Genomic DNA, 14,331 nt, shown 5'->3' with positions numbered 1-14,331 from the left:
GTTTTTGAATAATTAACGATTAATCAAGGCAACTTACGTAAAATTAAGATGGTTAGAAAAATTGATGTCATTCCCAGCAGTGTCAAGTTTATCTTAGCTCTCAGCTATGATTTACTTTCAATTGCTATTGCCTTTTTTCTGGCCTATTTGATTCGACTCGGCATCTCCCATCTTGATTTTGGCCAACCAGAATTGACCGTGCTTATCGTGGTATCTCTGACAACACTTTGTCTCTTTTATCTATTTGGTACTTATCGTAGCGTTATTCGTTTTTTTGACGCTAAATCAACCATTAAAGTTTTAAGTTTATTGGCTATTGCCAGCATTGTTTTTTATATTGCGGGCCATTTTTTTCAGGCGTTTGTTCCACGATCTGTCCCGATTGTGTTTTTTGTTATCAGTGGCTTTTTAATTGCTGGTGCACGAGCGGCCTTTGGCATGGTTATTGGGAAACAATGGTTTGAACGACGCCAGGCTGTGGTTATTTATGGTGCTGGCAGCACAGGGCAGCAACTCGCTAATGCCCTGCGTTCTGGCAGTATTTATCAACCTGTGGCATTTATTGATGAGAAAAAGCGTTATCATGGGCGAGAACTCAACAGTATCTTTGTCTATAAACTCACCGATATTGAAAAAATCATCAAACGGTACGGGCAATTTAAAGTGTTATTAGCACTATCACATGTTGGACCAACCCGTAAAAAAGAAATCATCTCTCATTTTGAGCCACATGCCATCGAGCTACTTAGTATCCCCAATATGGCAGATATTATCAGTGGTAAACGTAAAATCGACCAATTAAGAGAGGTCTCTGTCGATGAGTTACTTGGTAGAGAACCTGTGCCCCCCGTCGCTGAACTAATGCACGCTAATATCAACGATAAAGTCGTAATGGTCTCGGGTGCTGGCGGTTCAATTGGACGTGAACTTTGTCGTCAGATTATTAAGCAAGGTGCAAAAAAGCTCATTTTACTTGATGTCAGCGAAGCTTACTTGTATGAAATAAATCAAGAGCTTAGCTTATACATTAAGGATCTTGATGTGGGTGTTGAACTGATCCCGCTGATTGGTAACGTTCAAAATGGTATGTTGATGAGTTCAATTTTTAATACCCATAACGTGCAAACTATTTATCATGCTGCAGCTTATAAACACGTTCCTTTAGTTGAACACAATGTTATTGCTGGCATATCAAATAATGTCTTTGGAACCTACGAAATCGCGCAAGCAGCTATTTACTGTGATGTCGAAACCTTTGTCTTGATCTCAACTGACAAAGCGGTCAGACCGACCAATATTATGGGAGCAACCAAAAGGTTGGCTGAACTCGTTTTACAGTCTTTAGCCCCGAGAGATCATAAAACCCGCTTTGTTATGGTGCGTTTTGGCAATGTATTGGGATCTTCAGGTTCGGTTGTGCCTTTGTTTCGACAACAAATTAAAAATGGCGGCCCTATCACGGTTACCCATCCCGATATCATACGTTATTTTATGACCATTCCAGAAGCAGCCCAGCTCGTCATTCAGGCTGGTGCCATGGGCAAAGGTGGCGATGTTTTTGTTTTGGATATGGGCAAACCTGTTAAAATCGTCGATCTCGCTAAGAAAATGACCCACTTGATGGGCTTTACCATTAAGGATGAAGACAATCCCGATGGTGATATAGCAATACAATACAGTGGTTTACGACCTGGTGAAAAACTCTATGAAGAGTTACTTATCGACGACCATGCTAAACCTACCTTTCATTCAAGAATATTAACGGCCAATGAGCGTTCACTGTCATGGCCTGAAGTTAATCGTATTCTAAATGATTTAAACGATGCCATGCGTGCTGAAGACATCGATAGATTAAAAGCAATCTTATTAAAAGCGCCGCTTGATTATCAGCCACAAACTAATAAGAAAGATGAAAGAAATGTGCAAGACCAACAAATAGGTCTTGACGCGAGTATTGAGCCATTAGCAATAGACAGGTAAAACTATTGGCCAAATGGATGTTTTTTCGATAATTTGACCAACTTTTCTCTGGCACCAATCAGGCGCTCAGCATATATAACAAGTGCTTCAATACCAACCTGCAAGCGAGATTGAACCTGTGAAATTCTATCAGAAGCTTCTGGCTGCCACGGTGCTTGTAAAAACTGTTCAACATTGGTTATTATCGCATGCAGCGGTAACCAGGTTAGATGACTATTTTTCGCGGCGTATGCTTTAAGCATAGATATCGGATTACTGCCCCCTGAGCTTGCTGAAATACCAACAGCGAAAGCGGGTTTATGTCCTAATGGCAGACCTCCTGCCGAACCATTTGCCGTTAGCAATATTAAATTAACAAGCGCAGGCGGAATCATGCCCCCCCACTCTGGCGCGATAAATACCACCGCATCGCAACGGTATAATTGGTCTAGTACTTGCTGTTTTTGCTCGTTTAGCAAGCTGTTATCATCGACACCACTACCATAATGTTTTAGCAACTCTTCGTACTGTGACAAGTCCAAGATTGATGAATTGGCATTTTCTAGTGTTGACATCATATGTGTTTGAAGATAATCGGCAACCTTAATACTATTTCCTTGAGCCCTTTGACTGCCGCTAATAATCAATATTTCCATGGTTTTTCCTATTTTTTTAAATGTTGCTTCAAAATTACTGACGACTAGGCTCAAAACCATCATATCGCGGTATATCAGCATCTAAATCTTCCCAATTTGCCTTGGAAGAAACAAAGTTATGCGAAATCGGTCGTTCTTCAATATCTGAATCTAGCAATCCTAATCGTAAGCGAATACGACTAGCGTCCTGTTGGTTAGCGCTATAGATTGGGCTTGCACAACGTTGGCAAAAATATCGTGCTCTGCCCGGCTTAAATGAAAACATCCCTAGCTTGTCTTGACCTTTGACAATATGAAAGTCGCTCGTATTAACAAAACCATTAGTAGCAAATGCGGTTCCACTATTTTTACGACATAATGAGCAATGACAATGGATAATATCGCTAATGACACCAGTTATCTCTACTGCGATGTCGCCACACAAACATGAACCGTGATAAACCATTTCTACTCCTTTAGTTTAAAAGTTCAAAGACGCGCTATTAAATCATGGCTTTGCTAACAGGTTAAGAAATAATGATAAAATATATTAGATTTTCGTATTTAACATATTCGAGTAGACCCGAATATGTTTTTTTATAAAAAAGATACGAGTTGTTATTTCAATTTAGCGACTCTATCGTACATAACAATACTGCCAGCAACCGCAACATTCAAACTGTAAGTCCCAGGTAGTTTGACGATATGGTGACATTGTTCAACAACTTCAGCCGTTAATCCTGATTGCTCATTACCCAATAAATATACCGCTCTGTTTGGGTGAGAAAACTGAGCTAAATCGGTTGCCCGCTCATCAAGCTCAACGGCAATTAGCGGTGCATCATAGGGTAAATGCTTTTTCAACTCTTCAATAGAATCATAATGATAAAGCGGTATTTTCTGCCAAGCATTAACCACATCAGTGGTTTGTTTCTTATACTTGCCTTCGATTGTAAATATAAATGAGGCACCCATAATATATGCTGAGCGCCAAAGGGTACCAATATTCAATTGATCATGATTATTGACAATACCAATACCAAAATAACCATTACTAGGGTAAGTTTGCTTTAGACGAGCCATGGGCTACTCTACTGTTGTTGTTTTTTTAACATTAACCACGCACTCGCATAGTCAGAATAATGTTTATTGGCCTGATAATAATCCTGCCAACCATAGTAACTTCCTTTCAACCAATCAAGCTGAAATAGATTATTATCAAACGCTCCACCTTGATCAGCCAAAATACCTAAACTCGTTTGCTGTTTTCCAGCCGCTTCAACCTTAATGACAAATAATTTTCCTAAACCTAGACTGGCAACATTACCGGCAAAAGAGACATCAGGCAGTATGGCAATTTTAGATTCAATCGTTTTACCGTAACCTAAAATACTCGGCACTTCGGCAAAATACCAATAGCGTTGCTGCTCTCTCTTACCTTTGGTGTAGTCATATGCAATGCCATTGTTTCTATGAACATTAAAATAGCGAATATCATCACCTATTTTTACCACCCCTGTCCCTTGCAACAACACATCATGTAAAGCTTCTTCCGATAACCACACCAGAGGCTGAGCGAGCTGATTTTTTAACAGCGCACCATTAACAATTTCTTGGCGGGTAAAACGAAATCGAGTCAGTTTATCTTGTTGAAGCTGTGCTTGTTCAATACTGAGTTCTTGTTCATCAAAAGGCAAAGCATACAGTGCTTGAGAATAAAATGTCGTTTGTTTAGCACTCGCGTCGAGTAATTTCGTATAGTATTTGGTCAGCAATATTTGGTCGTTAGGAATGTTATTAAGCAAACGAGATTTGACCTCATTATTGCTGCGTTCAGCCCATGCTGAGGCTTGTTTTTTATCGGGTGTCCAACGATAAAATTCAAAATTTTCACTCAGGTAACCCATATCGCCTAATTGCTGTTGTGTAGTGGGTTGGCACAAAAAAATGAGCGTCTCTTTTACACGTTCAAGTGAAACAGTTTCAGGAAAAACCTTGCCTGAATGTACAGCAAAGTCATCATCAGCATAGCGATCAAGGTATTTAAGGGTATTATCAGCAACCTGACAAAGCGCTTCGGGGTTTATGTTCAGTTCCCCTTTCAAATCAGGCTGCTTAACTAAGGTAAATGTTGCTGAAGCTGATAGGCTTACCAGCAACGCACCAAGCGAAAAAACTGAGGAGCAAAAACGCATCAAATCACTACTTTGTTATCAAAGAAAGTCGTGATCCTATCACGTCTTCATAGCTGATTGAATATGCTCCTATCAACTGCTTTTATTATCGGCGAGTAGTTTCTCGATGGCTTCAATAAACTCTGGATCATCGGGCGAAGTTCTCGACCCAAAAGATGTTACCTGTTCACCTTTGGCATCAACCAAATACTTATAAAAGTTCCACTTTGGTGACGTCGATTTATCCGCGAGAAACTCAAAAACACTATTAACATCACTGCCTCGAACAGCGCTGGTCGAAAGCATAGTAAAGGTAACACCATAGTTAACGTAACAAACCTTGGCCGTCTTGGCTTCATCATCTTCTTCTTGAAAGAAGTCATCCGATGGGAATCCTATCACAACAAGCCCCTGATCTTTATATTTATTATGAACAGCCTCTAAGCTTTTAAATTGTGGTGTAAAGCCACAATTACTGGCGGTATTGACAATTAGTACAGGCTTTCCTTGAGTCAACTGACAGAGGTCAACTTGCTCGCTAGAGTGTAATTTTTTAAATGTTGCGTCTAAATAGGCTGGACACTGCTCAGCACTGGCTTGCGGCAGTAAAAACAATAACAAAGCGCTCAAAATAAGTTTTTTCAACATGTTTAAAAGTCTCTTAAATTTTTCAAATAGATAAACTAACGAACCTAGCTAACCCTATGATACACTCAAACTATCGCCCTTCAATGATTATATCCATGTTAGAAACGGTTCGCTTACTTATCAAAGTTATGGTGTGTTACGTTAGCATTGTCGCTTTAGTTCACTCCAGTGACTTTTCCGAGCAAAATGTATTACGCAAAATTAATAAATACCTTCAAGATATTGTGGTACCTGAGCAAGGCATTGGCGCTAGAGAAGCAGGCTCTGACAATGAAACAAAAGCGCTTACATATGTTGAAAAGGCTTTTGAAGACTTAGGCTATAGTGTTAAGCGACAAGAGTTTGCATTACCAAACACTAAAAATTTGTCTGGAAATGTAATTGCCGACCTCAACCCTCAACATTTAAAAACACTCGTTATTGGCGCCCATATTGACTCAATTGGCACCGAAAAGGGCTCTCACGGTGCCAGTGATAATGGAACCGGCTTGGCGGTAATGCTTACCATCGCTAATCAATTAGCGCTAAACAAGGATTTACCCATTAACGTGCGCTTTATTGCTTTTGGCGCTGAAGAGATTGGTAAGTTAGGTTCAACGCACTACGTTCAAATGCTTCAGCAACAACCAGCCGAGTTAAGCCGTATCTTTGCGATGATTAATTTAGACACCATTGCCGGTGGTGATTTTTTATATGTTCACAGTGCGCATACTAAGCCTTATCAATGCAAAGGCTTAGTAGTCAACTACAATAGCAGTAACGAAGTAAGAACCGCCCTTTATCGCTTATCACAACAACTCAGCAGCGGTTTAAACTATATCATCCACCCTGCTTATCAAGACTACCCGGAAGGTGTCACAGGAGATTGGTCAGATCATGCGCCTTTTGCCTGTGCGGGTATTCCAATTGCCTACATTGAATCAACCAATTTTAACCTTAAAGGGCATGGAGGTTTTGATGGTTATTCGCAATCTTCTCACTCGGCGCTATGGAGTTGTTTTGACCCAGAAAAGCAAAGCTCCTGCAATAGAACAACGGAAAAAGGCTGGGGCCATATTTGGCACGGTGAAAATGATCAACTAACCAAACTTAACAAACTGTTCCCGAATCGACTAGCGACACAAATGTTATTACATGTAAAGGTATTAACAAGTTTCATTAACAACATCAACAAGCATTTACCCTCATCCAAAGGGTAACTGTTTAAAATTGTTACAAAATACCAATAGTCGCAATTCTGTTACCAATCATCGCAAACCGATATACTAAGGTAAATTTCTACCCCTATAATGGTTGGATAATAACCACTATTGAACGGAGTCGATAAATTGTTTAGTTGGCGCTTATCCCACTAAACAGGATATTTCCTTAAATTCGTTTACACTTTAACGGGTAAACCAACCGCTTTAACGAAAGGACTGTATGACAACCCCAATGATTAAAACGATTATTTCAATGACGCTATCGTTAAGCGTATTTTTTTCGCAGGCCGTGTTCGCTCAACAGGGTCCACCAGCCAATGTAAATGTTGCCACCGTTAAACAAACAACATTATCGCCAGTCGCGTGGGTATCGGGTTCAATAGTGAGTAAGAACAACTCGGCATTAGCTGTTGAAGTTTCAGGTCGTATCGTCACACTTGCTGAACTAGGCGATCGGGTCAAAAAAGGTGACGTTATCGCCACTATAGACGACACGCAAATACAACTGCAACTTGCAGAGGAGCAAAGTAACCTTGCAACTAGTCAAGCACGCTTAGCTTTTGAGCAGCGCGAAACCACTCGCAAAGAAAGCTTAGTTAAGCAAAAGCTTATCTCTCAAACTGACCTTGAGCAAACGCGCTCTAATTTTGAAATTGCCCAAGCAAACGTAGAGGCGGCAAAAGCGAAAGTAGCACAAATCAAACAAAGCCTAGTTTACAGCAAATTGAAAGCGCCATTTGATGGCATCATCACCAAAAGATTGAGTAATGTCGGTGAATATGTCAATAGTGGTACGGCCATATTAAGGCTAGTAGATACCAGTAATGTTGAAGCAACCGTTTTTGCACCATTAACGTCCTATCAATTCGTAAGCGACAGCGGCACCATGTCAGTTCGTTCTTCTTTGGGCGCGAAACACGTTCCAATTAAAGCGGTTATTCCCGTCGCAGATACTCGCTCACACTTAATGGAAATACGGTTGGATATGAGTAGCTTAAACTGGCCTATTGGCTTAAACATTCAAGCTGCCGTTGCCAACGGCCAGCAAAAATCAGTGTTAGCCATTCCTCGCGATGCCATTGTGTTACGTAGAAATAGTACTTCGGTATTTCGCGTTAATAATGAAAATAAAGCGGAACAAGTATTGGTAACACTTGGGTTGAGCGAAGGTGAATTAATCGAAATTATCGGAAATATTGCAGAGGGTGATAAGTTAGTGATCCGTGGAGCCGAGCGACTTCAACCAGGCCAATCCGTCAATATTAAAGATAATAATCAAGCACTTATTTCGGGTAAATCATGATCATTACAAAAGCTTCACTGAAAAACCCTACTGCGGTTGTCGTTGGCATACTGCTTATGGCACTTTTTGGTGCAATTAGCTTATTTAAATTGCCAGTACAACTTACACCTGACATCAGTCAACCACAAATCGTAATTTCAACCAGTTGGCGAGGATCAGCACCAGAAGAAATCGAAGCTGAAATTATTGAACGTCAAGAAGATGTGCTTAAAGGCTTGCAAGGACTAGAACTACTTGAATCGAATTCTAGTCAAGGAAGTGGCAGTATAACGCTAAGATATCGAACGGGTATCAGCTTAGAACGTGCCTTGATAGATGTAATGAATGCATTAAATCAAGTGCCAAGTTATCCGCCGGATGCGACAGAGCCAGTCATCGCGATTGGTGGTGCTAGTACATTTGATGCGATTGCTTGGTTCGCGATTAAACCAACCGCTGAAAACACTAATGATATTGCAGGCTACCAAGATTATGTGGAAGAAGTTGTACAAACCCGAATTGAGCGAGTAGACGGTATTTCACAAACCAATGCCTTTGGTGGTTTGCCAAGTGAACTGCGTATCACTTTTGACCCTTATAAAGTCGCTAACTTAGGGCTAAATATTCCAGCGTTAGCCAGCACCTTATCAAATAATAGCGATTCTTCAGGTGGCTTTAATGAAATAGGACGCCGTAAATATACCATCCGCTTTTCAGGCAAGTATGGCGTAGAGCAATTACAGAATATGGTACTCGATTGGCGTGATGGACAGCCAATATTGCTCAAAGATGTGGCTGAGGTGAGTCTCACTTATGCGGATAGAACTGGTATTCTGACGCTTGATGGTGAGCCAGCGATTGCAATGAATGCCCAAGTTGAACAAGGCGTTAATGTTATTCAAGTGATGACCGGCCTGAAAGCGGCAATGGAAGAACTCAATGAAGGCCCATTAAAACGTGCTAATTTAAAAATGATCCAAATGTATGATGAAACGGTCTACATTGAGCGCTCAATGAGCTTAGTTAAAAATAATTTAATGCTCGGTATTATGTTAGCCATCGTTGTACTTTGGTGGTTTTTACGTAAATTTCGGGCAACATTGATCGTTGCACTGTCTATTCCCATCTCACTTATCGTTACTTTAGTGGTAATGTACGCTGCTGGTCGAACATTAAATATCATTTCAATGGCAGGCCTTGCTTTTGCTGTCGGTATGGTACTCGATGCGGCAATTGTCGTCCTTGAAAACATTGTTAGATTAAGAGAAAAAGGTGAGTCTTCAGAAAATGCTTCGCTGCTCGGCACGAGTCAGGTTTGGGGTGCACTTTTATCCTCAACGATCACCACCGTAGCGATTTTCTTACCGATTGCGTTTTTAGAAGAAGTATCTGGGCAACTGTTTGCTGATTTAGCCATTACCATTGCCGTCGCGATAGTCGCTTCATTAGTGATTGCAATATCGGTGTTACCTACTGCTGCTAGACGATTACTTAAAAAAGCATCAGATGATGACCCTCACAGTCACTGGTGGCACAACATAACCAAAGGCATCATGCGTATAACCTCAACCCCCACAAAACGCTTGTTATGGGTTGGCGGTTTAATGGCTTTCTCGTTCCTTGGCTCTTACTTATTATTCCCAAAAATTGATTATCTGCCTAAGGGTAACCAGAACCAATTTAGCGTATTTATTCTACCTCCTCCAGGGCAAAGTTACTTGGCAGCTCGCGTTGAGATGAGTGACACTATCAATGAGCGCCTAATGCCGTATTTAAATGGTGAAAAACAACCAGAGATAAAACACACATGGATGGGGTTTTTCGGTAACTTTGGTTTTATGGGTGGACGAGCAGAAGACGCTGATAATATCAAAGATATTGTTAATTTGATTAATCGTGAAATATTGCGTGGGTTTCCCGACACGATTGCTTTTGCCTCTCAATCTCAACTATTTGGTAACCTCGGTGGTGGCCGTCGTATTGACATCGATATTCAAGGTAACGATGTTGAGCAACTGCTTACCGCTGCACGAGTTGGTTTCGGTGCTGTCAGTGAAGCACTTCCCGGCGCGCAAATTAGACCAACCCCTGGGTTAACGTTAGCCGAGCCTGAGCTGCGCATGATACCTAATGAAAGGAGAATGGCCGAGGCTGGTTGGACGCGCCAGCAAGTTGCTGCTGTTTCTCGTGCACTTGGCACGGGATTATATGTGGGTGAGTTTTTTAATGGTCAACGACGATTAAACGTGTTCTTGCGCGCAACTGATTGGGAGTCACCCGAGGAGCTGCAAGCGATTCCGTTATATACCCCTGAAGCAGGGGTGCAACCAGTTAGCGAAATTGTTGATGTCGTGCGAACAGCTGGCCCAAGTTCGATTCGCCGTGTTGATCGCAAACGAACCATTACATTACAAGTGACCCCTCCAGACGACATTAGTTTGGAAGAAGCGATCGCAATGATACAAGAAAAGGCTGAACCAGCTATTCTAGCTCAATTACCGGAGAGTGGCGCTATCGCTTATCGAGGTACAGCTGAGGCATTAAGTGAAGCACTTGCTAGCATGAGCCAAAGCTTTATCTTAGCGCTCATCATTCTTTATTTATTAATGTCTGCACTATTTCGCTCGTTTAAAGATAGTTTACTAGTGGTGTTAACTATTCCGCTCGCAACCGTGGGTGGCATTGCGGTTCTACAAATCACCAACTTGATCATTTTCCAACCACTAGACCTTCTAACCATGATCGGGTTTATTATTTTGCTAGGTTTAGTCGTTAACAACGCGATCTTATTGGTCTATCAAACTCGCGTCGGTGAAAGTGAGGGTTTATCAAGACACGATGCCGTTGAGCAAGCCGTTCGATTAAGACTACGCCCAATATTGATGAGCACCTTAACCAGCATCTGCGGTATGTTGCCCCTACTTCTGATCCCTGGTGCAGGAGCAGAGCTATATCGTGGGATTGCTGCCGTGATCGTTGGTGGTATGAGTGTCAGCACAGTATTTACCTTAATTTTCTTACCGAGTTTACTGCAAATGGGCAAGAAAGATGCTTCAGTCAAAGCCGGTGATTTTGCGATTGCAAAATAGCGTCTAAAGTGAAATACCCCCTAACGAATAAAGCCGCTAGCACCTTAATGCTAGCGGCTTTTTTAATGTCAGTAAAACGTTCTGGTTATATGGGTTTGACCAACACTTTTGAGTTGCGCTGATAGTTGTACATATTTTTTTTACCTTCAGGGAGCGCATCCAAAGACGACTCGAAAAAACCTTGCTCTCTAAACCAATGCCCACTCACCGTTGTTAAGACAAAGATCGACGATAATCCCATTGATTTAGCGTTCATCGCTAAAGTTTCAATTAATCTTTCACCTCGACTTCCTTTTCGATAATCGGGATGAATTGCAACACACGCGACTTCACCACTGCCTGCTTCTGGGTAGGGATATAACGCTGCGCACGCGATAATAGCATCTTCTTTTTTAATCACAGTAAAACGCTCTATCTCAATTTCTAGCAGCTCCCGAGAGCGTTTAACAAGGATCCCCTCTTCCTCTAATGGTGCGATAAGTTCGAGGATCCCACCAACATCATCAATTGATGCCGTCAGCACTTGCTCTTTGTGATCTTTTGCAATCAAAGTTCCTGCGCCATCTCGAGTAAATAACTCTTGTAACAAGGCACTGTCACTGCGATAACTAATGCAATGACATCGTTCTACCCCTTGCTCGCCGCTTTCTATAATTGCTTTCAATAACAATTGCCTTAGGTAGCAGTCATTCTCATTAACTAAACTCTTAACCCGCCGGACGCTGCAACTTCTAATTAATTGACCATTTTCATCTGTTAAACCATCCTGCTCAGTAAAGGTGATCAGTTTATCGGCTTGCAACGCGATAGCTGTCTGCGTGGCGACATCTTCTAGCGCCAAATTGAAGACTTCGCCTGTGGTTGAATAACCTATTGGTGAAAGTAAGACAATCGCACCGTGATCGAGTTGCATATTAATCGCCTGCGTATCGACGCGGCGCACATTGCCGGTATACTTAAAGTCAATACCATCGCGAACACCGATAGGTTTAGCGATAACAAAATTCCCCGTACTGACTCGAATTTGTGACCCGTGCATCGGAGAATTTGCTAACCCCATTGTCAACAAGGCTTCAATATGGAGACGTAATGATCCTGTCGCATCTTTTACCGCTACCAGAGTTTCTGCATCAGTAATTCGAACATGCTTTTCAATGTGACGCTCGATACCCTGTTGCGCTAAACGCTCTTCTATTTGAGGCCTCGCACCATGCACTAGCACCAATTTGACGCCAAGGCTTCTTAATAGGGCAATATCGTGAATGATATTGGCAAAGTTATGATCAAGCACGGCTTCACCACCAAACATCAACACCATGGTTTTTCCACGATGGGCATTAATGTAGGGCGCCGCATTTCTGAACCATTTAACGTTATCTTGATCGGTTGCAACCGTTGGTAAATTACTCATCTGCTACTTCGTTCTGTACTAACTGATACAACAAGGCGACTTCATCTTCAGGCGATTTACCCGGCGCAAGTTCGCTATCTTCGATAATATTGGCTGCCAATTGCGTTTTATCGATTTCAACAAAGCCTAACGTTTGAAAATATTCAGGCAAATAGGTCAAGACGATGACTTGCTGCAACGCCATTTGATGGGCAAATTCTAGCAAATACTGTACTAATGCCTTCCCTTGCCCCTGATGCTGAGCATGCGATGCCACCGCCAGTGAGCGGATTTCAGCAAGACCTGTTTGATAGATATATAAAGAAGCGCAGCCAACAACTTCACCATCGAGCTCAGCGACAACAAAATTTTGTATATCATGAATAATATTGTCACGTGAGCGATGGAGTATTTCTCCTTGCTCAGCCCAATAGTTGGTCAAGCTCAAAATATTATCAACGTCAGTCATTTTCGCATGACGAACGGACATTGCAGCAGCCCGTTGCGCATTCAAACGTTGCTTAACTTGTTTAAGTGCCACATTAATTTGCGCTTTACCGGGTGCACCCACGACCTGAGCATTCAGTAAATCTTTGTTACCGGCAATCGCTTTATCTACTTGCGCTCTTGATGTTCCACCTAAAGCCTCACGCTTATCCAATGTCGATTCGATCGAAAGGTGCTGGTAGACATCTTTATCTATTTTTTCACTAAACGCCTGCAACTGCGTTAAGGTTAAGTCCTCTAATGGACAACCTTTATCAATCGCTGATAGCACCACTTCACCGACGATATGGTGAGCTTCCCTAAACGGGACATCCTTACTGACGAGGTAGTCGGCAAGTTCAGTTGCATTAGCGTAGCCTTGCTGCGCTGCCGCTAAGGTTCTCGAACGATTAACCTTAAGCCCTTGCACCACCAGTACCGCCATTTCCATACATTCTTGCCAAGTATCTAACGCATCAAAGAGCCCTTCTTTGTCTTCTTGCATATCTTTGTTGTATGCCAAAGGAAGCGCTTTCATGGTCATTAACATACTCATCAATGCGCCGCTTACCCGTCCGGCTTTACCACGGATTAATTCACAGGCATCAGGGTTTTTCTTCTGCGGCATTAATGATGAGCCTGAGCTGACCAAGTCACTCATCTCAACAAAACCGGCTTCGCCAGAGTTATAAAAAATTAAATCTTCAGCAAAACGAGACATATGCATCATAGAAATGCTGGCACAAGAAAGTAACTCAATCACATGATCACGATCGGAGACAGCATCTAGACTGTTCATCGTTGCGCTTCTAAAACCAAGCTGATGTGCAAGTGCTTGTCTGTCAATAGGATACGCAGTGCCAGCTAAGGCGCCCGACCCAAGTGGAGAAACGTCTAAACGATAAATAGCATCATTTAATCGATCGATATCGCGGTTAAACATTTCTACGTATGCCAAACACCAATGACCAAATGTCACTGGTTGTGCTCGCTGAAGATGCGTATAACCGGGTAAAACAGTATTTCGTTCTTGCTCCGCTAGGTGAGTAAGCGCTTGCTGAAGGTTCACTAGGGCAATAAGAATATTACCGCCAGACTCTTTACACCATAACTTCAAGTCTGTTGCTACTTGATCGTTTCGACTGCGCCCAGTATGTAATTTTTTGCCTAAATCACCAGTTTTCTCTATTAGCTGTAACTCTACCCAGCTATGAATATCTTCGGCATCGGAAGAGTGTATTTGTTCAGGATTTTGCTCAACCGAAACTTTTAGCTCAGTTAGTGCCTGTTCAAGGGTTGCAAGCTCTTGCGCTGACAATACGCCAACCTGATGCAAAGCACCAGCCCATGCTATTGAGCCAACGATATCTTGCACTGCCATTCGATAGTCAATAGGTAAAGAGTCATTAAACTTCTTAAACTGCGCACTTGCTTGCTCTTTAAATCGACCGCCCCATAACGCCATA

The 14,331-nt window shown here is 42.1% G+C and carries 11 protein-coding genes; 4 read left to right on the top strand and 7 right to left on the bottom strand.

What is annotated here, in order from left to right:
- Window positions 1–48 precede the first annotated feature (48 nt).
- The gene (locus tag ACSLUH_RS13465; RefSeq protein WP_448567839.1) at window positions 49–1,980 is read left to right on the top strand and encodes a polysaccharide biosynthesis protein; all 1,932 of its coding nucleotides are present in this window, start codon (window positions 49–51) and stop codon (window positions 1,978–1,980) included.
- A 2-nt stretch (window positions 1,981–1,982) separates the two neighbouring features.
- Here ACSLUH_RS13465 and ACSLUH_RS13460 read toward each other — a convergent pair whose 3' ends face one another.
- From ACSLUH_RS13460 to ACSLUH_RS13440, 5 genes are all read right to left on the bottom strand, one after another.
- Window positions 1,983–2,615, bottom strand: coding sequence for an NAD(P)H-dependent oxidoreductase (locus ACSLUH_RS13460; protein WP_448567838.1), 633 nt, complete (start codon window positions 2,613–2,615; stop codon window positions 1,983–1,985).
- Window positions 2,616–2,649: 34 nt separating this feature from the next.
- Window positions 2,650–3,060: a GFA family protein gene (locus ACSLUH_RS13455; protein ID WP_448567836.1), complete on the bottom strand. Its 411-nt coding sequence runs from the start codon at window positions 3,058–3,060 to the stop codon at window positions 2,650–2,652.
- A gap of 152 nt (window positions 3,061–3,212) precedes the next feature.
- A complete protein-coding gene (locus ACSLUH_RS13450) occupies window positions 3,213–3,677 on the bottom strand; it encodes an RNA methyltransferase (RefSeq protein ID WP_448567834.1) in 465 nt (154 codons plus the stop codon).
- 8 nt (window positions 3,678–3,685) lie between these two features.
- Entirely contained in the window at window positions 3,686–4,789 is a 1,104-nt protein-coding gene (locus tag ACSLUH_RS13445) for an MltA domain-containing protein (protein ID WP_448567832.1), read from the bottom strand.
- A 72-nt stretch (window positions 4,790–4,861) separates the two neighbouring features.
- Window positions 4,862–5,416: a glutathione peroxidase gene (locus ACSLUH_RS13440; protein WP_448567830.1), complete on the bottom strand. Its 555-nt coding sequence runs from the start codon at window positions 5,414–5,416 to the stop codon at window positions 4,862–4,864.
- 95 nt (window positions 5,417–5,511) lie between these two features.
- Here ACSLUH_RS13440 and ACSLUH_RS13435 point away from each other — a divergent pair, with 95 nt between their 5' ends.
- The 3 genes from ACSLUH_RS13435 to ACSLUH_RS13425 all read left to right on the top strand — a co-directional run bounded on the left by ACSLUH_RS13435 (window position 5,512) and on the right by ACSLUH_RS13425 (window position 10,989).
- Window positions 5,512–6,615: a M28 family metallopeptidase gene (locus ACSLUH_RS13435; protein WP_448567828.1), complete on the top strand. Its 1,104-nt coding sequence runs from the start codon at window positions 5,512–5,514 to the stop codon at window positions 6,613–6,615.
- 223 nt (window positions 6,616–6,838) lie between these two features.
- On the top strand, window positions 6,839–7,921 hold the full coding sequence (locus ACSLUH_RS13430) for an efflux RND transporter periplasmic adaptor subunit (RefSeq protein ID WP_448567826.1): 1,083 nt from the start codon (window positions 6,839–6,841) through the stop codon (window positions 7,919–7,921).
- Window positions 7,918–10,989, top strand: coding sequence for an efflux RND transporter permease subunit (locus ACSLUH_RS13425; protein ID WP_448567824.1), 3,072 nt, complete (start codon window positions 7,918–7,920; stop codon window positions 10,987–10,989). The genes ACSLUH_RS13430 and ACSLUH_RS13425 overlap by 4 nt, the downstream gene beginning before the upstream one ends.
- Before the next feature lie 85 nt (window positions 10,990–11,074).
- On the opposite strand, the gene argA is transcribed toward ACSLUH_RS13425, so the two are convergent.
- Both argA and argH read right to left on the bottom strand, forming a co-directional pair.
- A complete protein-coding gene (gene argA / locus ACSLUH_RS13420; protein ID WP_448567822.1) occupies window positions 11,075–12,400 on the bottom strand; it encodes an amino-acid N-acetyltransferase in 1,326 nt (441 codons plus the stop codon).
- Window positions 12,393–14,330, bottom strand: a complete 1,938-nt coding sequence (argH, locus tag ACSLUH_RS13415; RefSeq protein ID WP_448567820.1) for an argininosuccinate lyase — start codon at window positions 14,328–14,330, stop codon at window positions 12,393–12,395. Before argH ends, argA begins: the two co-directional genes overlap by 8 nt.
- Window position 14,331 lies beyond the last annotated feature (1 nt).

Source organism: Thalassotalea ganghwensis (genome assembly GCF_053485795.1).
Note: the sequence above shows the minus strand (reverse complement) of the source record. Positions and strands in the feature narration are given on the sequence as shown.